The sequence below is a fragment of the Streptomyces sp. NPDC042100 genome, assembly GCF_055582325.1.
The window spans coordinates 1-19883 of sequence record NZ_JBVJDK010000001.1 but is presented as its reverse complement, the minus strand read 5'-3'; the positions used below and the strand labels follow the sequence as shown (position 1 = coordinate 19883).

Sequence of the window (19883 nt, the reverse complement as noted above, 5' to 3'; positions counted from 1 at the left end):
CCCGGGGATTACCGGGGATTACCGGGGATTACCGGGGATTACCGGGGATTACCCGAAGACCAGCGCCACCGCGTAGTAGCTCACCGCGGCGACCAGCGCCGCCGCCGGCATGGTGATGAACCAGCCGAGGATGATGTTCTTGGCCACACCCCAGCGCACCGCGTTGACGCGCTTGGTGGCGCCCACACCCATGATCGCCGAGGTGATGACATGGGTGGTGGAGATCGGCGCGTGGAAGAGGAACGCCGAGCCGAACATGATCGAGGCGCCGGTGGTCTCCGCCGCGAAGCCCTGCGGCGGGTCCAGCTCGATGATCTTGCGCCCGAGGGTCCGCATGATCCGCCAGCCGCCCGCGTAGGTGCCCAGCGACAGCATCACGGCACAGGCGATCTTCACCCAGACCGGGATCTCGTCGCCCGCCTGCTGGACGTCGGCGATGACCAGGGCCATCACCACGATGCCCATGGTCTTCTGCGCGTCCTGGAGACCGTGGCCGAGCGCCATGCCGGCCGCCGAGACGGTCTGCGCGATGCGGAAGCCGCGCTTGGCCTTGTGCGGGTTGGCCTTGCGGAAGAGCCAGAGGATGGCGCACATCACCAGGTAACCGGCGATGAGGCCGATCACCGGCGAGAGGAACATCGGGATGACGATCTTGTCGAGCACGCCCGACCAGATGACCTCCACGCCACCCGCGAGCGCGGCACCCACCATGCCGCCGAACAGGGCGTGCGAGGAGGAGGACGGCAGGCCGAAGTACCAGGTGACGAGGTTCCAGATGATCGCGCCGACCAGCGCGGCGAAGAGGATGCCCATCCCCTTGTCGCCGTGCGGCGTCTCGATCAGACCCTCGCTGACCGTCTTGGCGACCCCGCTGCCCATGAAGGCACCGGCGAGGTTCATGACCGCCGCCATCGCCAGCGCGGCCCGGGGGGTCAGCGCCCGGGTCGACACCGAGGTGGCGATGGCGTTGGCGGAGTCGTGGAAGCCGTTCGTATACGTGAAGCCGAGCGCGACGCCGATGGTCACGATCAGGGCGAAGGTGTCCACGAAGCTCAGGACTCCTTGACCGCGATGGTCTCCACCGTGTTGGCCACGTGCTCGAAGGCGTCGGCCGCCTCTTCCAGGACGTCCACGACCTGCTTCAGCTTCAGCACCTCGATGGCGTCGTACTTGCCGTTGAAGAGGTGCGCGAGCAGCTTGCGGTGGATCTGGTCCGCCTGGTTCTCCAGCCGGTTGACCTCGATCCAGTACTCGGTGAGGTTGTCCATGGTCCGCAGGTTCGGCATGGCCTCGGCGGTGAGCTCGGCGGCCCGCGCCAGCACCTCGATCTGCTGCTCGACGCCCTTGGGCAGTTCCTCGATGTTGTAGAGGACGACCAGGTCGACGGCCTCCTCCATGAAGTCCATGATGTCGTCGAGGGAGGACGCGAGGGCGTAGATGTCCTCGCGGTCGAACGGCGTGATGAACGAGGAGTTCAGCTGGTGGAAGATGGCGTGGGTCGCGTCGTCGCCGGCGTGCTCCGCTGCCCGCATCCGTTCCGCGATCTCGGCCCGGGCGGAGGCGTCCGCTCCGAGCAGTTCCATCAGGAGCTTGGCGCCCGTGACGATGTTGTCCGCGGAAGCGGCGAACATGTCATAGAAGCTCGTCTCCCTGGGGGTCAGACGAAATCGCACGTGAGGTCCTCGGGGTGCTGGGTTTCGGTCAGGCTGATGCTAGGCGCATCATCCGGCCACGGCTAACCGGCGTCCCTTCAGTGTCCTCCATCAGGCACAGTGATCTGCACAGGGCCCGCACCGTTCGCGCGGGGATCGGTACCATATACCCACGAGGGGTATACCCCCCCTTTCTGGACAACGGGAGGACGCGATGACGACCACCGAGGCGGACCAGCTCGCCCCCGAGGCCACGGCCGACCCGGCGGTCGGCGCCGCCGCCGGCGGCACGGACCACGACCACGGCGTGCACGGCTACCACAAGCAGAAGGACGAGCACCTCAAGCGGCTGCGCCGCATCGAGGGCCAGATCCGCGGACTGCAGCGCATGGTCGACGAGGACGTGTACTGCATCGACATCCTCACCCAGGTCTCGGCGTCCACGAAGGCCCTGCAGTCCTTCGCGCTCCAGCTCCTGGAGGAGCACCTGCGGCACTGCGTCGCGGACGCGGCGACGAGCGGCGGCGACATCGAGGCCAAGGTCGAGGAGGCCACGAAGGCCATCGCCCGCATGATGCGCACCTGAGCCCCCGCGCGGGCCCCGGCGCCGGACCCCTCCGGCCCCGCAGGGCCCCGCCCGGGGCGCCCCGGGACAGCCCGCCGACCGCCGGTGCGGCCGCCGGCGGCCCGCCGCGGCGCTAGGTGGCGCGCCGGGCGCCGACCCGGAGGACCTCGTCGATGCGGTCGGCGCTCAGCCGCTCCTCGGCGGCGGCCGAAGCCGCGATGATCAGCTCACCGCACAGTTCGATCTCGGCCAGGGCGATGCACTCGGGGTCGCTGAGCGCGGTCGCGGTGGCGGGCGGCGGAGCCATGCGCTTTCACCTCTTCCTGCCGGAGTCGGTATCCCAGCGTAGGGAGCGACCTACGGAACGCACATGACACGTCCGGGCCATTTGGCCATGGCCACGCCGGTCCGCGCGCCGGTCGGCGCCCCGCTCAGACCTTGACCTTCCCGGCGTAGATGTCCCGGTGGTCCGGCAGCGTGACCGTCACCCGCGCCCCGAACCCGTACAGCAGCGTCGTCGACGCCACGGCGACCGTGCGCCCCTGGTTGCTGAAGCTGAACTGGTGCCGGACCTTGCGCAGCAGCCCCTCCGCGTCCAGATACGCGTCGAAGGGCACGGCGTCCGTGGTGAACCCTTTCGCCGCCGCCGCGAGCGCCCCGCGCACCTGCGGCGAGGCGTGCCGGGCGGCCTCCCCGATGTCGGCGACGCCCCGGTAGTGGCGCACCTTCACCCCCGCGAGGTCCACCTCGCCCACGTACACCACCGACCGCGCACCGCGCAGCAGCTCGGCGGCGGCGGCCGGGTCGGTGGCCCCGCCGGTGACCAGATTGCCGTCGTCGAGGGTGGTGGTGTCCACCCGCACCCACTTGTCGGCGGGGACCCCGGCGCCCCGGTTCTTCATGTACAGCGCGCCGGGGGCCAGCAGCTCCGTGATCGGCCGGTGCTCGCTCTCGCCCGCCGCGTCCTTCGGCAGGATCACCTGGAGGCTGCCCGTGCGGCGGCGGAAGTCGTAGCCGCCCTCGCCCCGGATCGTCACCCGCGTCCCGCCGGAGGCCATCTCCATCGAGGTGCTGGCCTTGGAGGAGCCGGCCCGGGCGAGCGCCTCGGCCGCCCCCCGTACCGTCTGTGCCGGGTCACCGCCCGGCTCGGCGTCGTCGCCGGGGCCCGAGCAGCCGCCGACCGTCACCGTCCCCATGAGCGCGGCGGCGACGGCCCACGCCCCGCCCGAGCGTCCGTTCCGCACCAGCATCGCCTGCCAACCCCCAACGCCGTACCGTGTCCGGGTCCCACCCGTCCGGATAACGACGGTCGGAGCGGCCCGTCACGCGCAGTACCGTGGAGGGCGTGCATCAGACGGAGACCACGGAACGCGGTTCCTTCGCCATCGCCCGGTGCAGCTGCGGCTGGATCGGACCGGCCCGCAGATCCCGCGAACGGGCCCGCACGGACGCCGCGGACCACCTGGCCGAGACCGGAGCCGGGGCCGAGACCGGGGCCGAGGACGCGGCCCTGGTGCCCGCACCGGCATCCTCACCGGTGCCGGCACCCGCCAGGCGTCCCTAGGCCGCGAGGTCCCGTGCCCCGGAGGCGGTCCGGGGCTCGGGCATCCCCACCGTCCCGGCCAGCGCCAGATGCTCGTCGGCGCCCCGCGAGCGCACCAGCCGCGCCCCGCGCGGGGAGCGGGCGACGGCGGAGACGACCGGGGTGAGCAGGGCCAGCGCGGGCGGCGCGAGGAGCAGCGCGACGGCGGTGCCGAGGGCGAGGCCGCCGACGACGTCGGTCGGGTAGTGCACGCCCATGTAGACGCGGCAGAAGCCCTCGGTGAGCGCGAGGCCGATGGCGACCAGGCCGAAGCGGCGGTGCGCCACGAAGATCCCGACGGCGATGGCCATCGCCATGGTGGCGTGGTCGCTGACGAAGGAGAAGTCGGTCTTGCCCTGGACCAGGACCTCCAGGCCCTGGTGGTCGTTGAACGGCCGGGGCCGCTCGACGAAGCCCCGGATCGGGATGTTGACCAGCAGCGCGACGCCGGCCGCGAGCGGGGCCCAGATCAGCGCGGCGAGCCCGGCGACCGAGTCGGCGGGGGTGCCGCGGCGGCGCACGCTCCACCAGCAGCCGAGCCCGACGAGGACGAGGCCGAGCATGATGCCGTACTCGCCCACGAAGCCCATGACGCGGTCGAACCACGGCGGGGCGGCCTTCGCCAGCCCGTTGATGTCGTAGAGCAGGCTGACATCGGGGTTCGAGCCGTCCGATGCGAGTCCAGCCATCTGCTGCGGCCCCTTGCTGTGTGTGGGTGGTGTCCAACCCCCGCGGTCGGAGTGGTCGGATCGGTGAACGATCCACCAGAAGGCAGCGTTCCGCTCTCCGCCCAAGATCACGAGGACGTTATCGAAAGGTGACGGGTCGTCGTACCGCGGGGCCGCCGCCGGACGATGACTTCCGGCCAGACCCCGTCGCGCGGTCCGCCGCCGCGACGGCGGGCGGTCTCCGCGACGGCTACCGCGACGGCTACTGCGGCAGCCCCTTGGGCAGCGCCGCCGCCCCGTCCGCCGTCACCCGGGTCGCGCCGAAGTAGTCCGGGGTGTCGATCCGGTCGAAGCGGATCACCGCCCCGGTGCGCGGGGCGTCGATCATGTAGCCGCCGCCCACGTAGATGCCGACGTGCCTGATGGCGCGCGAGTTGGTGAGGTCGTCGGAGAAGAAGACCAGGTCCCCCGGGAGCAGCTCGTCGCGGCTCGGGTGCGGCCCGGCGTTGTACTGGTCGTTGGCCACCCGGGGCAGCTCGATCCCGACCTCCAGATACGCCGCCTGGGTCAGTCCGGAACAGTCGAACCGGCCGTTCTGCGCCGCCGTGCCCGTACCGCCCCACAGATACGGGGTGCCGAGCTTGCGCTGCGCGTAGTCGATCGCCCCGGCCGCCTGCCGCGAGGGGTCGACCCGGCCCACCGGGCGGGCGAAGCTCTTCTCCAGCGAGCGGATGATCCGCACGTAGTTCTGCGTCTCGCTGATCCGGGGCACCCCGCCGGACCTGATGACCCGGTAGGCGCCCGCGTTGTACGCGGCCAGCATGTTGTTGGTCGGGTCGCCCGGCACGTCCTTGACGTAGCCGGCCAGCTCGCAGTCGTACGAGGCGGCCGAGGGGATCGCGTCCGCCGGGTCCCACACGTCCCGGTCGCCGTCCCCGTCCCCGTCGATGCCGTGCCCGGCCCAGGTGCCCGGGATGAACTGGGCGATGCCCCGGGCGTTCGCCGGGGACACGATGGTCGGATTCCAGCCGCTCTCCTGGTAGAGCTGCGCGGCGAGCAGCGCGGGGTTGATGGCCGGGCAGAGGTTGCCCCACTTCTGCACCAGCCCCTGGTACGCGGCGGGCACGGCCCCCTTGGCCAGCCCGACGGTCCCGTTCCGCCCGGCGCCGGCACCGCCGATGAGCCCGGCCGCCGCCGAGTACGTCCCGACGACGACCAGGGCGACGAAGCTGAGGCAGACACCGAACACCCCACCGGCCACCAGCCACGCCCCGCGCGCCTTACGCACCGTCAACCACCCCTCGGCTCCTGGCAGTACGCCCCGACACGCCAGTCTAGGCGCGACCCTCCCGCTCGTCCCCCCTGACGGCTCCGACGCCGCCCCAAAGGTGCCACAACGACAATCATTGCCCGGAGTCACCCTCCGTGATACACAGAGTGACCATACGCGTCTTCGCATCCAAACCGGCCGCACCGTCGCAGGTCAAGACGGTCGGATCGGTCAGGTGTGCGGTGATCGGGTAAAGAGAGCCGCCAAGCCGTCACACGCGGGCGGTTTCATCAGCGAAGATAGGTCGACGACCCATGCCGTCCGGCAGGGGCCGACGAACTACCCAACAGGGGCGGTGAGTTACATGTACCTGGCGGCCGAGAAGGGCGACATCACCACCATCATCGGTGGAATCGCCCCGAACTGGGGGCCTTTCGGGAGCCTGGGCGCCGAGGCCAAGGTGATGATCGAGGTCGTGATGGCCGTGGCCATCCTGCTCTGCCTCGGCATCGCCATCTGGGGAGCCGCCAAGCAGCGGATCGGTGCGACCGCGCTGCGCGACACCTTCAGCGCCGAACAGGGCAAGGGCCTGATCGTCGCCGGACTCACCGGCGTCTTCATCATCGGCTCACTGGGGACGCTCTTCACCATCGTGTACGGGATGGCCGTCTAACCCGTTTCTCACCACCGAGGTCGCGTTCCCTGATGTCCAGTCACCACGCCGCGCCCGCGCGGCACACCGTACGGCGCCCGTCGCCGTACCCGCGCACGGCCGAAGGGGCGTACCCGGCATGAGCCTCGGCGACGAACACGACGGCCAGACCCGCACCCGGCTCCCCGAGACCGGCGCCCCCCGTCCGCCCGCCCGCAGCTCCCGCTCCCTCATCGCGGTCGTCGGCGTCGTGGTGCTGCTGATCGCCGCCATCGCCCTCGCCAACCGCGGCGGCGGCGAGCCGTCCGACGGCAAGGCGGGCCCCGCCGACACGCCCGCGCGCGGGGGCGCCGCCACCGCGGCCACCGGCACCCGCCCGGTCACCGGCCGCAGCGGCGACATCCCGGCCGGCTTCGCGCGCGACGAGCAGGGCGCCCAGAGCGCCGCGGCCAACTACGCCGTCGCCCTCGGCTCGGTGGACATGTTCCAGCGCGGCCCGCGCGAGAGCATCATCCGCGCCACCCACGACCCCGCCGTCGCGGACACCCTGGTGAGGAACCTCGACACCGCCTACTCCACCGCGTTCCTGGCCAACGTCGGCCTCGACGCCAACGGCACCGCCCCCACCGGACTCACCTTCGTCTCCCGCACCGTCCCGGTCGGCACGAAGGTCAAGGACTTCACCGGCGAGACCGCCACCGTGGAGGTCTGGTCCACCGGACTCGTCGGACTCGCCGGCGAGGGCTCCACCAAGCCGGTCACATCGACGTGGTTCACCCTCACCGAGAAGCTCCGCTGGACCGGCGACGACTGGAAGATCACCAGCTCGGAGCAGGCCGAGGGCCCCACACCAGTCAACGGCGACAACCGCGCCTCGCTCGCGGACGACATCGCCAAGGCCGTCGAGGGTTACGGAGGCTTCACCTATGCCCGCTAGCCGACGCTCCCCGCTGCGCACGCTCGCCGCGGGCGCAGCCGCCGTCCCCGCCGCCCTCGTCCTCCTCGCCTCCCGGGCGTACGCGGCCCCGACCCCGACCCCCACCCCCACGGCCCCCGGCTCGACCCCGTCGCCGGGGGCGTCGAACAACCCGTGCGCGCTGATCGTGGGGCAGGCGCGGGAATACTGCGAGAACGGGCAGCGCGCGGGTGGAGGCGCGCCTCGGATCACCGACCCCACCAGCAACCCCGACCCGCTCGCCTCCCTCGCCAACGGCTGCGCCAAGGCCGCCGCCTGGGTCGTCGACACCCTCTCCGCCGCCGTCAAGCAGACCGCCCAGGTCGACTTCACCAACACCCAGTTCCTCGGCCGCTACGCCATCGTCTTCGCCGCCGCCACCTTCCTCACCCTCCTCCTGTGGCTGCTCGCCGTCGCCAAGCGCGCCATCCGCGGCGTGCCGCTGACCACCGCGCTCTCCGAGGCCATCGGCTTCCTCTGGCTGACCGTCCTGGCCTCCGCGTTCACCCCGCTGATCCTCTACACCGTCGTCAACGCCACCGACGCCGTCACCGAGGTCATCGCCTCCGGCACCGGCCAGCAGACCGACGTCTTCTTCGGCAGCTTCAAGCAGGCCCTGGAGAAGGGCGACAGCATCGGCGGCGGCCCGATCATGCTGATCATCGTCTCCCTGGTGACCGTCCTCGCCGCCGGCGTGCTCTACCTCGAACTCGTCCTGCGCGCCGTCCTGCTCTACGTCGGCGCCCTCCTCGGCGTCGTCGTCTACGCCGGGCTCGTCGACAAGAACATGTGGGGCCACGTCCGCCGCTGGGCCGGCATCATGATCGCGGTGATCCTGGTCAAGCCGGTCATCGTCATCGTGCTCGGACTCGCCGGAGCGCTGTCCTCCGGCACCGGCCCGGACGCCTTCTCCGCCGTCGTCTCCGGCCTCGCGATCATCCTGCTGGCGATCTTCGCCTCCGCCATGATCTACCGCTTCGTGCCCGGCTTCGGCGACGAGATCGTCGCCTCCCGCGACAACCGCCTCCACCGCGCCGGCGAGAACACCGCCGCCGCCGTCATCTCCTCCCCCGCCTCCCTCGTCTCCCAGGGCATCAAGACCCACAGCACCCGGGGCGACGGCGGCTCCTCCGGCAGCGGCGGCGGCGCGCCCCGCCCCGCCAACCCGCTCGCCGGCGGCGTCGCCGCCCACAGCAGCCGAGGCACCGGCGGCTCCGGCGCCACGCCCCCGCCCGCCCCCCGCAGCGGCAGCCCCACCGCGGGCACCCCGCACACCAGCCGCAGCAGCAACAGCAAGAACTCAGGAGGTGGAGGGCGTTGACGACCCAGTCCCAGCCGGTCGCGCCCCGCCGCACGTATCTGATCGGCCGTGCCCGGCCGAACGCGATCGTCGGCAAGAACCGCGAGACCGGCGAGATCGCGCTGATCATCGCCGGCGCCTTCCTCGGCATGATGAGCGGGCTGATCGTCCCCGTCCTGTCCCTGCGCATCGCGCTGCTCACCGGCTTCCCGATGCTCGCGCTCGCCGCGGTCTACGTCCCGTACAAGCACCGCACCTTCTACAAGTGGTTCGAGATCAACCGCAGCTACAAGCGGATGCTCAAGCGCGGCACCGCCTACCGCTCCGCCACCATCGAGGCAGGCACCCGCCTCGACGGCCGCGAGGTCGAGGTCGGCCCGCCCCCCGGCATCGGCCACATCGGCTGGCTCGCCGCCCCGTTCGGCCCCGACGAGATCGCCGTCCTGCTCCACGCCGACCGGCGCACCGTCACCGCCGCCATCGAGATCGAGGGCCCCGGCGTCGGCCTGCGCGACTCCGAGGACCAGGAAGCCCTCGTCGACCGCTTCGGCACGCTGCTCAAGCACGTCGCCAACGGGGACGGCTTCGTCACCCGCCTCCAGATGCTCGCCCGCACCCTCCCCGCCGACCCCGACGCCCACGCCAAGGACGTCGCCCAGCGCGGCGACCACCACGCCCCCGGCTGGCTCCAGGAGTCGTACGAGCAGCTCCAGTCGATGGTCTCCACCTCCAGCGAGCAGCACCGCGCCTACCTCGTGGCCTGCATGCACTACACCCGCGAACTCGCCGCCGAGGCCGACGCCATGGCCCGCGCCGCCCGGCACGCCTCCGGCGCCCGCAAGCTCGACCGCGACGGCGGCCTCGCCGTCGTCATGGCCCGCGAGCTCACCGACATCTGCGCCCGCCTCGCCGAGGCCGACATCCGCGTCCGCCAGCCCCTCGGCCAGTCCCGGCTCGCGTCCCTCGTGCACTCCATGTACGACCCGGACCACCCGATCGACCACATCCAGGCCATGACGAAGCGCAACGCCTGGCCGGCCGAGCTGGACGCCATGGAGGCCACCTACCTCCAGGCCAAGACCCGCGAGTCCGCCACCCGCGCCCCCTGGTGCCACGCCACCGCCTGGGTCAAGGAGTGGCCGATGACCCCCGTCGGCGTCAACTTCCTCGCCCCGCTCCTCGTCCACACCCCCGACGTCATCCGCACGGTCGCCGTCACCATGGACCTGGAGCCCACCGAGGTCGCCATCGAGCGGATGCTCACGGAGAAGACCAACGACGAGGCCGAAGCCTCCCGGCAGGCCAAGATGAACCGCACCGTCGACCCCCGCGACATCGCCGCCCACGGCCGGCTCGACCAGCGGGGTGAAGATCTGGCGAGCGGCGCCGCCGGCGTCAACCTCGTCGGGTACATCACCGTATCGTCGCGCTCCCCCGAGGCCCTGGCCCGGGACAAGCGCACGATCAGGGCCTCCGCGGGCAAGTCGTACCTGAAGCTGGAGTGGTGCGACCGCGAGCACCACCGGGCCTTTGTGAACACCTTGCCGTTCGCGACCGGCATCCGCCGCTAGGGCCGAAGGGGCACAGACCGATGCGAGATCCGCTGTCCGTCCTCACCGAAGCCTTCACCTCCTTCCTCTTCGGGAAGGTCGAGACGACCCGCCTGCCCGTCCGCACCTCCACGGGCCAGGCCCAGGCCGTCTACCTGCCGACCGCGGCCCCCGGCCTCGGCGACTCCGGCGTGATCATCGGCCGCGAGGTCTACAGCGGCAAGGGGTACATCTACGACCCCTTCCAGCTGTACGGCCAGCAGCTCCCGGCCCCTCACTGGCTGGTCCTCGGAGAGTCCGGCAACGGCAAGTCGGCGCTGGAGAAGACCTACGTCCTGCGCCAGCTCCGCTTCCGCGACCGCCAGGTGGTGGTCCTCGACGCCCAGGGCGAGGACGGCGTCGGCGAATGGAACCTCATCGCCCAGGAGCTGGGGATAACTCCCATCCGCCTGGACCCGATGGTCGCCAACGACGACGGCATCCGCCTCAACCCCCTGGACCCCTCGATCACGACCACGGGCCAGCTGGCCCTGCTCCGCACCATCATCGAGGTGGCGATGGGCCACGGCCTGGACGAGCGCAGCGGCTTCGCGCTCAAGGTCGCCCACGCCTACGTCAACGAGCACATCACCGACCGCCAGCCGATCCTCACCGACATCGTCGAGCAGCTCCGCCACCCCGAGGCGGAGTCCGCCGAGGCGATGAACGTCGACATAGACGATGTACGGGCCTGGGGCCTCGACGTCGCCCTCGTCCTCGACCGCCTGGTCGACGGCGACCTGCGCGGCATGTTCGACGGCCCCACCACGGTCGGCATCGACCTGGACGCCCCGCTCATCGTCTTCGACCTGTCCCACATCGACCGCAACAGCATCGCCATGCCGATCCTCATGGCGATCGTCGGCGTCTGGCTGGAGCACACCTGGATCCGCCCCGACCGGAAGAAGCGCATCTTCCTCGTCGAGGAGGCCTGGCACATCATCAACAGCCCCTTCGTGGCCCAGCTGTTCCAGCGCCTCCTGAAGTTCGGCCGCCGCCTCGGCCTGTCCTTCGTGGCCGTCGTCCACCACCTCTCCGACGTCGTCGACGGAGCGGCGGCGAAGGAAGCGGCGGCCATCCTCAAAATGGCGAGCACCCGCACCATCTACGCCCAGAAAGCCGACGAGGCCCGCAACACGGGCCGCGTCCTGGGCCTCCCCCGCTGGGCGGTCGAGATCATCCCGACCCTCACCCCCGGCATCGCGGTCTGGGACGTCAACGGCAACGTCCAGGTCGTCAAACACCTCATCACCGAACGCGAACGCCCCCTGGTCTACACGGACCGCGCGATGACCGAGTCGTCCAGCGACCCGGAACTCGAATGGGAGACGGAGCAACGGGCCCTCCTGGTCGAGCAGATGAACGACCCGCACTCCACGGTGGCGTAGCCGATGCACAGGGAACGACACCAGGCCGGCGGCATCCCCGACGGCCTGGTGGTGGGCCTCCTGGCCCTCCTCCTCAGCCTGACCGTCCTCCTGTGGACGGCGACGGGCCTGGCCGCCCTGCTCGCCCACGGCGCCTGGCCCGAGGGCATCGCCTTCACCCACACCCCCGAGGCCCTCCGCAGCCTCATGACGGCCCCCACGGACCTCGCCGCGGCCTGGCCGCAGACACCGCCCCACACCCTCCCCGGTTACGGCCTCTTCTGGGGCATCGCCATCGGCGAGGCCATGATCCTGGCCGTCCTCACGGTCTTCGCCCTCGGCACCCTGGCCCGCTGGAAGGCGGTACGGACGAACCGCAGAGCGGGCCTGTACGAGACGTACGCGAAGCCCGCCGCCCCCGGCGACGGCGAGCGGTGGGACGGCGCGGGGGCGGGGGTGCCCGGACGCGGCGGCGCCCGGAACGAGCGAAGCGAAGCGGAGACCGCGGTCCGGACACCCCCGCCCCCGCGCCGTCCCCCGGCCGAGGCACCACCGGCCGAGCCACCGCGGGCAGAGGCGCCACCGACAACGCCCGCCCCGCCCCCGCTCCCCCAGAACGTCGTCTACGCCCCCCAGAGCACCCGCCGTCCCACCGCCACCGAAGCGATCCGGGAAGCGGCGGGCCCGGCCCTGATCGTCACCTCCGACCCCACCCTGTGGGCGGACACGAAGGACGCCCGCGCCAAACTCGGCCCCGTCCTCGTCTACGACCCCGGCCACCTCTGCGACACCCCCGCCCGGCTCCACTGGAACCCGGCGGAGGGCTGCGAGGACCCGGCCACCGCCCAGGACCGCGCCGGCGCGCTCCTCGCCCCCGTACGCCCCCAGTCCCGCCTCGACGCCGCCCTCGCCGACACCGCGGAAACGCTCCTCCGCTGCTGGCTGCACGCCGCCGCCGTCGACGGCCGCCCCTTCAAGCAGGTCCACCGCTGGGCCCAGGGCGTCGACGCCCACGACCCGGTACGGATCCTGCGCACCCACCCCAAGGCGGCATCGGGCCAGGCCGGACTCCTCGAATCCGCGCTCACCGCCCACCCCGAACGCCGCCAGGCGGCACAGCAGCTGACGGCCCGTACGCTCTCGGCCCTCTCCTCGATCCACATCAGGGACGCCTGCACGCCCAACCGAACGGACAGCCTCACGCTGGCATCTTTCGTGGCCGAACAGGGCACCCTGTACGTGGTGGGTGAACCGATCGAGGACCCGCGCACCCACCCCGGCGCGATGCCCCTCCTCACCGCGCTCGCCGCAAGCGTGGTCGAGCACGGCCGCCGCATGGCCGCACGGTCATCCGACGGTCGGCTCGACCCACCACTGAGCCTGGTCCTCGACGACATCGCCGCCGTCGCCCCGCTCCCGGCCCTCCCGGCGCTCCTCGCCGACGGCACCGCCCAGGGCCTGCCGACCCTCGCCCTGATGCGCTCGCGGGAACAGGCCAGGTCCCGCTGGCCCGACCCGCTCCCGACGCCCTAGGGACACCCCGACAACGCGCCCTGGGGGAGTCCCCAGAGACTCCCCAGAGACTCCCTAGGTACTCCCCCAGAGACTCCCTGGGGACTCCCCCAGAGACCCCCTAGGGACGCGGATACTCGTACTCCAGCTCATACGCGCCCGAGTCCCCGGGCATCGCCACCTTCGCCCCCGTCGCCACGAACCCGAAGCGCCGGTAGAAGGCGGCCGCCCGCGCGTTGTCCTCGTGGACGTACAGCCGCGCCCGCCGCACCACCGGCTCCGGCAGCGTCCAGGACCACTCCACGGCCGCCCGGAACAGCGCGTCGGTCACCCCGGCCCCGCGCGCCTCGGGGCGCACGTACACCCCCACGACGTGCGTCTGGTCCACCACCGCGGCCGCGCCGAACCGCACCTCGTCCGTGGGCCGTTCCACGAGCACGCTCACCGTCCCGAGCCACCGCCCGTCCGCCGCCTCCGCCACGAACTGCCGCGCCGCACCGCCCCCGCTCTCGGACGCGCCCTCGGCCCGCTCCCGCCAGAAGGAGTCGGGCCGCTCGACGGCGGCGTCATAGGTGTCGAGGAAGGCGATCGAGGCCACCGGATCCAGGAGCGCGGCCAGCCGGATCTCCCGGGCCCGCTCCCACTCGTCGGCCCGGATCACACGCACAGAAAAGTCCATGCCGGCGATCCTCCCCACCCGCACACCCCCTGACAAGGCGTTTTGGAACCCGGCCCGCGCCCACGTCATACCGGGGTACGACCCCCGCCCGCCCCCTGCCACCCCAGGTCCGACGCCCGCGCCCGCCCCGCTCCCTACCGTCGAAGCATGATCCGCGCAGAGCACCTCACCAAGCGGTACGGCTCCCGGACCGTCGTCCAGGACCTCTCCTTCACTGTCCGCCCCGGCACCGTCACCGGCTTCCTCGGCCCCAACGGCGCCGGAAAGTCCACCACCCTCCGGATGCTCCTCGGCCTCGACGCCCCCACCCGGGGCCGCGCCACCATCGGGGGCCGCCCGTACGCCGGACACCCGGCCCCGCTCACCCAGGCCGGCGCCCTCCTCGAAGCCCGCTCGCTGCACCCGGGCCGCACCGCCCGCCACCACCTGACGGCCCTCGCCCTCACCCACGGCATCCCGCGCTCCCGCGTCACCCACGTCCTCGGCGTCACCGGCCTCACCGAGGTCGCCGACCGCCGGGTCAAGGGCTTCTCACTCGGCATGGGCCAGCGCCTCGGCATCGCCGCCGCCCTCCTCGGCGACCCGGCGGCCGTCCTCCTCGACGAACCGGTCAACGGCCTCGACCCCGAAGGCGTCCGCTGGATCCGCACCCTCCTCACCGACCTCGCCGCCGAGGGCCGCACGGTCCTCGTCTCCTCCCACCTCATGAGCGAGATGGCCCTGACCGCGGACCACCTGATCGTCATCGGCAAGGGCCGGCTCCTCGCCGACACGACCGTCGCCGAACTCGTACGCCAGGCCGGCGGCACCACCGTCACGGTCGTCACCCCGGAGGCGGACCGCCTGCGCGCCCTCCTCCCCGCCGCGACCCGCATCGCCACCGAGGCGGCCGACACCCTCAGCGTCACGGGCCTGGAAGCCCCGGAGATCGGCCGCGCGGCGGCGGCCCACGGCATCCCCCTGCACGCACTCACCCCGAAGACGGCGTCCCTGGAACAGGCGTTCATGGACCTCACCCGAGACGCCGTCGAATACCAGGGAGCAACCCGATGAACGAGCGCCAGAACCCCTCCGTCCACCTCAGCACCCCCCGCGTCCTGCACGCCGAATGGCACAAGCTCCGCACCCTCCGCTCGACCTGGACGACCCTCGGCACCACCGCGGCCCTCATCCTCGGCGTGGGCGTCCTGATGGGCTCCACGTACACCTCCGGCGGCGGGGACTCCGACGTCGACACCGTCGTCCTCACCCTGTACGGCTCGCAGCTCGGCGCCGTCTCCCTCGCCGTCCTGGGCATCCTGGTCACGGCCGGCGAGTACGCGACCGGCCTGATCCGCGCCACCTTCACCGCCGTCCCCCGCCGCCTCCCCGTCCTCTGGGCCAAGGCCGCGGCCTACACGGCCGCCGTCCTCCCCCTCTCCCTCGCCACCAGCCTGCTGACCTTCGTCACCGCCCAGTTCTTCCTCGGCGACACCGACCAGGCCGCCTCCCTCACCGACCCCGGCGTCCTCACCGCCCTCGCCGGCAACGCCGCCGGCCTCACCCTGCTCGGCCTCATCGCCCTCGGCCTCGGCGCCGCCCTCCGCTCCGTACCCGGCGCGCTGGGCGCGTTCATCGGCGGCGTCCTGGTCCTCCCCCAGGTCCTCGGAATGCTCCCGTACGCCTGGATGGAGACCGCCGTACGCCACTTCCCGCTCCAGGCCGCCGGCGCCCTCGGCACCGCCACCCCGGCCCCCGGCGCCCCCACCCCCGCCACCGCGCTCCTCACCCTCGCCCTCTGGACCGCCGCGGCCCTCGCCGTACCGGCCCTGTCGCTGCGCCGCCGCGACGTATGAGGATGGCCCGGTGACCATGGACCTGAGCGGCGCCCTCCACCGATCCGCCTCCCGGATACGGGCGTTCGACACCGCCCGCCCCCGGGTCTGGGACACCCTCCTGACCCTGGTCTGGACGGGCGCCGCCCTGGCCGACGCGACGGGCGGCGGCTGGCGCAGCACCGCCGCCGACCCGACCGCCCCCCAGGCCCTCGTGACGGCCACGGCCCTGGCCCTGACCCTCCCGCTGTACGCGCGCCGCCGCCACCCCGCGGCGGTCCTGGCCGCGCTGGCGGGCGCGGCCCTGGTCAGCGCCGCCTCGGGCGCGCTCCTCCAGGCCGCGTACCTCCAGGCGATCCCCCTCTACCACCTGGCCGGAACCCGCCCGCCCCGCACCCTGGCCCGCACGGCCCTCCTGCTCCTCCCGGCACTGGCGGCGACGGCGGCTGCCGCGGCCCACTCCCCCCGGACCACCTGGACGACCGCCCTCCTCCCGCCCCTCGCCGTCTACGCCGTGGCCACCCTCCTCGGGCTCACCACCCGCGCCCGCGCCGAGCGGCGCGCGCACGAGGTCCACCTGGCGGCCGTGTCGGAACGGGCCCGGATCGCCCGCGAGATGCACGACATCATCGGCCACAGCCTGTCGGTCATCACGGGCCTGGCCGACGGCGGACGGTACGCGGCGGCGAAGCGCCCCGAGCGCGCGGCCCAGGCCCTGGAGGCGATCGCGGACACGAGCCGCGAAGCCCTGGCCGACCTCCGCCGCCTTCTGGGCGTCCTCCGCGAGGACGCCCAGCACGACGCGGTACGCACTCCCCAGCCGACCCTCGCCGACCTGGAGACCCTCCTGGAAGGCGTACGGAACGCGGGCCTGAAGGTGACGGCCGACCTCCCCCAGGACATCGCTCCCGCCCTCTCCCCCGGCGCCCAGCTGACGGTGTACCGGGTGATCCAGGAGTCCCTGACGAACACGCTGAAACACGCGGGCGCACGGGCGGAGGCCCACGTACGGATGCGGTCCACCCACGACACCGTGACGGCGACGATCACCGACACGGGCACGGCGACACCGACCGCCCCTCACCGAAGCCATGGCCAAGGTCATAGCCAAAGCCAAGGCCAAGGCCAAGGTCTGACAGGAATGCGCGAGCGCGCGGCCCTCTACGACGGCACACTCGAATGCGGCCCGTCGCCGAGCGGCGAGGGCTGGCACGTCAAGCTCCGACTCCCGCTCGCCGTACCCCCGGAGGCCCGCCCGTGACGACCGTCCTCATCGCCGACGACCAGGCGATGCAACGCTTCGGCTTCCGGATGCTGCTGGAGAGCCAGGACGACATGACCGTCGTCGCGGAGGCCGCGAACGGCACCGAGGCGGTCCGCCTCGCCGACCGGCACCACCCGGACGTGGTCCTGATGGACATCCGGATGCCGGGCCTGGACGGCATCGAGGCGACCCGCCGGATCGTCGCCACGGGCGCCCGCACCCGGGTCCTGATCGTCACGACCTTCGACCAGGACGCCTACGCGTACGACGGCCTGCGCGCGGGCGCGAGCGGCTTCCTGGTGAAGGACGCCCAGCCGGAGGAACTGCTGGCCGGCGTACGCGCGGTGGCGAGCGGCGACGCGGTGGTGGCCCCGTCCCTGACCCGCCGGCTCCTCGACGCGTACGTCCACCACCTCCCCCACGCCCCGGGCACGGCACCGGAGCCCCGCCAGGACCCCCGCCTGTCCCCCCTGACCGACCGCGAACGCGAGATCCTGACGGTCGTCGGCCAGGGCTGGACGAACACGGAGATCGCCACGCGGCTGCACCTGGCGGAGTCGACGGTGAAGACCCATGTGACCCGCGTCCTGGCGAAGACGGGCTCCCGGGACCGCGTCCAGGCGGTCATCCTGGCCTACGACACGGGCCTGGTGGCCCCGGACCGGTGAGCCCGCCTCAGGACAACCCCACGGTCCCGTCCCACCTCGCGGTCCCGCGATCCGCTCCGTCGAGACGCGCGTCGGTGAGATCGGCACGGGTGAAGTCGGTCCGGGTGAGCTTCGCCGCGGGCAGCTTCTGCGCCCCGTCCTCCCCGAGATCGGCGCCCCTGAGCGAGGCGCCGGTCAGATCGGCGTCCGTGAGGTCGGCACCCGACAGATCCGCGCCCTGCAGGCCGACGTACGACCCCTCGGTCTCCGGGTCCAGCGACGCCCCCTTGAGGTCCGCGCTCGTCAGGTTCGCGTCCTCGAAACTGGCACCGCCCCAGACGACGTTCTCCATGTCGGTGCCGATGAACTCCGATTCCTCGAAATCGCCGTCGTCCATGCGCGCCCCGCGCAGGATCGCACCGCTGAACCACACGTTCTCGAACTCCCCCCGCAGCTGCGCGAACGTGAGGTCCGCGCCGCGGAAGTCGGCGTCGGTGAAGTTCCCCTCGGTCATGTCGGCCCCCACCAGATAGGCCCGGCGCAGGTCCATGACCGGCTCCCCTTCCACCCCGAGGGGACGCGCTCCCAGCACGTTCAGGGCCGCCTGCACGTCCTCCGCCGGCTGTGTGTCCGGATTCCCGTGCGCGGCGGCGACCTTGGCCTTCGCCGGCGCCTTGGCCTTGTCCCGTACGTAGGCACACAGGATCGCGACGATCGCGGGCTGCTCCCGGGGCGACTCCTTCATGATCCGCTGAAGGGCGTAGATGCTGCTGATCCGCACGTTCACGGAGTCGTCGCCGAGGTTGGCGACGGTGTCGTTGTAGCTCGACGCCACCTGGTCCCGCTCGGTGACCCTCAGCGCGTCCCGCGCCTGACCGATCGTCACCGCCGTGAGCGCGAGGGCCAGCAGCGCGGGAACCGCCGGCAGCGCCGTCGCGAACGCCATGTACCGCTGCCAGCGCCCGCCCTCCGCCGGCCCGGCCCCGGACACGGCGGGCCCACCGGGCGGCGGGGCGGGCGCGGGAACGAGGAGCGGGGCGTCCAGCAGCGCCAACCACCGAGACGCGTGCAGCCGGTCCTGCACCTGGGCCAGCAGTGCTACGAGAGCGGGCAGCGCGACCGGCACCCCTTCCCGCAGCACCCGCCCCGAGGCCTCGTGCAGCGTCGCGGCGACACGACCGGCGTGCTCCTCAAGCTCCGCCCGCCGCCCGGCGTCCGCGGGCGGCCCGCACCGCGCGAAGTCCTTCAGACCCGCGCCCAGTTCCGCGATCGCCGCGTCGAGGACGGACACCTGGGGAGCGGGCGTACGCAGGGCCTCACGGCACCCCTGGAGCGCCGCGAGGCACGCGGACAGCGGCGGCTCCTGCCGCTCCCACACGGCGAAGCCCCGCACGGCGGAACGCCGGAGCCACCAGGCACCGACGACGAGCGCCACGGCGACCCCGAAGGCGAAGCCGGCCTCGGCACCCGACCACCAGGGAACGAACTCCCCCTCGCAGCCGCGCAGGAGCGACCACCCCAGGCACTCGTCCTGTCCGTCGACGAACCCCCGCTCACCGAACAGCACCCGGAAGACCTCGTCGGGGCCGAGGAGCCAGGCACCCGGACCGCGCGCGACGTCCTCGTACGTCACCACCCAGGTCCCCAGGGCGAGTCCGCCCGCCAGCAGCAGCCCCGGCACGCCCACGGTCCACACGCGCCGGCCCCCACGCAGCAGCCGGGCCGCGCGCTCGGCCTCCGCGGCACGCGCCAACAGCTCGCCCGGGGGTATCCCGCTCGCCACCCCCTGGTGCCGGCGCAGGGCCACGACGCTCCGCACCACGGCCCGCAGGGCCCGCGGCCGAGGCCGCACCAGCCCGCGAGGCACCAGCGGGATCCGCCGCCCGGTCCGCAGGTGCGGATCCCGGTAGCCGACCCACCACGTGACGCCCCACCAGAGCAGCACGATCGCCGAACCGGCGACGCACACCCCCAGAAATGCCCGGACCCAATCACTCCACGAAGCGAATGCCACGTCCGCGTTCCCCCCGGTTCGCCCGCATGACCCAGAACGCAAAAATGCCTCAACCCCCGGACATAGTCCAGGGGTTGAGGCTAAAAATTGTTCGGCGGCGTCCTACTCTCCCACAGGGTCCCCCCTGCAGTACCATCGGCGCTGAAAGGCTTAGCTTCCGGGTTCGGAATGTAACCGGGCGTTTCCCTAACGCTATGACCACCGAAACACTATGAAGTTGAACTCAAGCCGCACCCCCGAAGAGGGGCGAGTTCGTTACTTCAGAACTAACACAGTGGACGCGAGCAACTGAGGACAAGCCCTCGGCCTATTAGTACCGGTCAGCTCCACCCATTACTGGGCTTCCACATCCG

The 19883-nt window shown here is 72.4% G+C and carries 20 protein-coding genes and 1 rRNA gene; 12 read left to right on the top strand and 9 right to left on the bottom strand.

Annotation, left to right across the window (positions count from 1 at the left end):
• Nucleotides 1-48: 48 nt before the first annotated feature.
• On the bottom strand, nucleotides 49-1047 hold the full coding sequence (locus ACZ6J5_RS00105) for an inorganic phosphate transporter (protein WP_469386056.1): 999 nt from the start codon (nucleotides 1045-1047) through the stop codon (nucleotides 49-51).
• A gap of 5 nt (nucleotides 1048-1052) precedes the next feature.
• Nucleotides 1053-1673 (bottom strand): DUF47 domain-containing protein, encoded by a 621-nt coding sequence (locus tag ACZ6J5_RS00100; protein ID WP_469386055.1) that lies wholly within the window; start codon nucleotides 1671-1673, stop codon nucleotides 1053-1055.
• A 193-nt stretch (nucleotides 1674-1866) separates the two neighbouring features.
• On the opposite strand from ACZ6J5_RS00100, the gene ACZ6J5_RS00095 reads away from it, so the two are divergent.
• Nucleotides 1867-2238, top strand: a complete 372-nt coding sequence (locus tag ACZ6J5_RS00095) for a metal-sensitive transcriptional regulator (RefSeq protein ID WP_469386054.1) — start codon at nucleotides 1867-1869, stop codon at nucleotides 2236-2238.
• A 112-nt stretch (nucleotides 2239-2350) separates the two neighbouring features.
• Here ACZ6J5_RS00095 and ACZ6J5_RS00090 read toward each other — a convergent pair whose 3' ends face one another.
• On the bottom strand, nucleotides 2351-2524 hold the full coding sequence (locus ACZ6J5_RS00090; protein ID WP_469386053.1) for a hypothetical protein: 174 nt from the start codon (nucleotides 2522-2524) through the stop codon (nucleotides 2351-2353).
• Nucleotides 2525-2648: 124 nt separating this feature from the next.
• Entirely contained in the window at nucleotides 2649-3467 is an 819-nt protein-coding gene (locus ACZ6J5_RS00085; RefSeq protein WP_469386052.1) for an SCO4651 family lipoprotein, read from the bottom strand.
• Between the two features lie 95 nt (nucleotides 3468-3562).
• Here ACZ6J5_RS00085 and ACZ6J5_RS00080 point away from each other — a divergent pair, with 95 nt between their 5' ends.
• Nucleotides 3563-3781, top strand: a complete 219-nt coding sequence (locus ACZ6J5_RS00080; protein ID WP_469386051.1) for a hypothetical protein — start codon at nucleotides 3563-3565, stop codon at nucleotides 3779-3781.
• Here the strand turns inward: ACZ6J5_RS00080 and ACZ6J5_RS00075 are convergent.
• Both ACZ6J5_RS00075 and ACZ6J5_RS00070 read right to left on the bottom strand, forming a co-directional pair.
• Nucleotides 3778-4488 carry a phosphatase PAP2 family protein gene (locus ACZ6J5_RS00075; protein ID WP_469386050.1) on the bottom strand — a complete coding sequence of 237 codons (711 nt, stop codon included), beginning with the start codon at nucleotides 4486-4488 and terminating at the stop codon, nucleotides 3778-3780. The two genes, ACZ6J5_RS00080 and ACZ6J5_RS00075, sit on opposite strands and share 4 nt — an antisense overlap.
• Before the next feature lie 241 nt (nucleotides 4489-4729).
• Nucleotides 4730-5761 carry a C40 family peptidase gene (locus ACZ6J5_RS00070; RefSeq protein WP_469386049.1) on the bottom strand — a complete coding sequence of 344 codons (1032 nt, stop codon included), beginning with the start codon at nucleotides 5759-5761 and terminating at the stop codon, nucleotides 4730-4732.
• A 340-nt stretch (nucleotides 5762-6101) separates the two neighbouring features.
• Here ACZ6J5_RS00070 and ACZ6J5_RS00065 point away from each other — a divergent pair, with 340 nt between their 5' ends.
• The 6 genes from ACZ6J5_RS00065 (at nucleotide 6102) to ACZ6J5_RS00040 (ending at nucleotide 13133) form a co-directional block, all read left to right on the top strand.
• Nucleotides 6102-6410 (top strand): hypothetical protein, encoded by a 309-nt coding sequence (locus tag ACZ6J5_RS00065; protein ID WP_046908545.1) that lies wholly within the window; start codon nucleotides 6102-6104, stop codon nucleotides 6408-6410.
• A gap of 118 nt (nucleotides 6411-6528) precedes the next feature.
• Nucleotides 6529-7326 carry a hypothetical protein gene (locus tag ACZ6J5_RS00060; RefSeq protein WP_469386048.1) on the top strand — a complete coding sequence of 266 codons (798 nt, stop codon included), beginning with the start codon at nucleotides 6529-6531 and terminating at the stop codon, nucleotides 7324-7326.
• Nucleotides 7316-8665, top strand: coding sequence for a hypothetical protein (locus tag ACZ6J5_RS00055; RefSeq protein WP_469386047.1), 1350 nt, complete (start codon nucleotides 7316-7318; stop codon nucleotides 8663-8665). Before ACZ6J5_RS00060 ends, ACZ6J5_RS00055 begins: the two co-directional genes overlap by 11 nt.
• The gene (locus ACZ6J5_RS00050) at nucleotides 8662-10215 is read left to right on the top strand and encodes an SCO6880 family protein (protein WP_469386046.1); all 1554 of its coding nucleotides are present in this window, start codon (nucleotides 8662-8664) and stop codon (nucleotides 10213-10215) included. The genes ACZ6J5_RS00055 and ACZ6J5_RS00050 overlap by 4 nt, the downstream gene beginning before the upstream one ends.
• Before the next feature lie 20 nt (nucleotides 10216-10235).
• On the top strand, nucleotides 10236-11621 hold the full coding sequence (locus ACZ6J5_RS00045) for an ATP-binding protein (protein ID WP_469386045.1): 1386 nt from the start codon (nucleotides 10236-10238) through the stop codon (nucleotides 11619-11621).
• Between the two features lie 3 nt (nucleotides 11622-11624).
• A complete protein-coding gene (locus tag ACZ6J5_RS00040; RefSeq protein ID WP_469386044.1) occupies nucleotides 11625-13133 on the top strand; it encodes a type VI secretion protein in 1509 nt (502 codons plus the stop codon).
• A 100-nt stretch (nucleotides 13134-13233) separates the two neighbouring features.
• Here the strand turns inward: ACZ6J5_RS00040 and ACZ6J5_RS00035 are convergent, their stop codons facing one another.
• Nucleotides 13234-13791 carry a GNAT family N-acetyltransferase gene (locus tag ACZ6J5_RS00035; RefSeq protein WP_469386042.1) on the bottom strand — a complete coding sequence of 186 codons (558 nt, stop codon included), beginning with the start codon at nucleotides 13789-13791 and terminating at the stop codon, nucleotides 13234-13236.
• A gap of 147 nt (nucleotides 13792-13938) precedes the next feature.
• On the opposite strand from ACZ6J5_RS00035, the gene ACZ6J5_RS00030 reads away from it, so the two are divergent.
• From ACZ6J5_RS00030 to ACZ6J5_RS00015, 4 genes are read left to right on the top strand one after another with little or no spacing between them, the layout of a single operon-like run.
• Nucleotides 13939-14844 (top strand): ATP-binding cassette domain-containing protein, encoded by a 906-nt coding sequence (locus tag ACZ6J5_RS00030; protein WP_469386040.1) that lies wholly within the window; start codon nucleotides 13939-13941, stop codon nucleotides 14842-14844.
• The gene (locus tag ACZ6J5_RS00025; RefSeq protein WP_469386038.1) at nucleotides 14841-15626 is read left to right on the top strand and encodes an ABC transporter permease; all 786 of its coding nucleotides are present in this window, start codon (nucleotides 14841-14843) and stop codon (nucleotides 15624-15626) included. The genes ACZ6J5_RS00030 and ACZ6J5_RS00025 overlap by 4 nt, the downstream gene beginning before the upstream one ends.
• Before the next feature lie 16 nt (nucleotides 15627-15642).
• Nucleotides 15643-16866, top strand: coding sequence for a sensor histidine kinase (locus tag ACZ6J5_RS00020; protein WP_469387384.1), 1224 nt, complete (start codon nucleotides 15643-15645; stop codon nucleotides 16864-16866).
• On the top strand, nucleotides 16863-17537 hold the full coding sequence (locus ACZ6J5_RS00015) for a response regulator (protein WP_469386036.1): 675 nt from the start codon (nucleotides 16863-16865) through the stop codon (nucleotides 17535-17537). Before ACZ6J5_RS00020 ends, ACZ6J5_RS00015 begins: the two co-directional genes overlap by 4 nt.
• 7 nt (nucleotides 17538-17544) lie before the next feature.
• On the opposite strand, the gene ACZ6J5_RS00010 is transcribed toward ACZ6J5_RS00015, so the two are convergent.
• A complete protein-coding gene (locus ACZ6J5_RS00010; RefSeq protein ID WP_469386034.1) occupies nucleotides 17545-19485 on the bottom strand; it encodes a pentapeptide repeat-containing protein in 1941 nt (646 codons plus the stop codon).
• Nucleotides 19486-19619: 134 nt separating this feature from the next.
• Nucleotides 19620-19736 (bottom strand): 5S ribosomal RNA (rrf, locus tag ACZ6J5_RS00005).
• Nucleotides 19737-19883 lie beyond the last annotated feature (147 nt).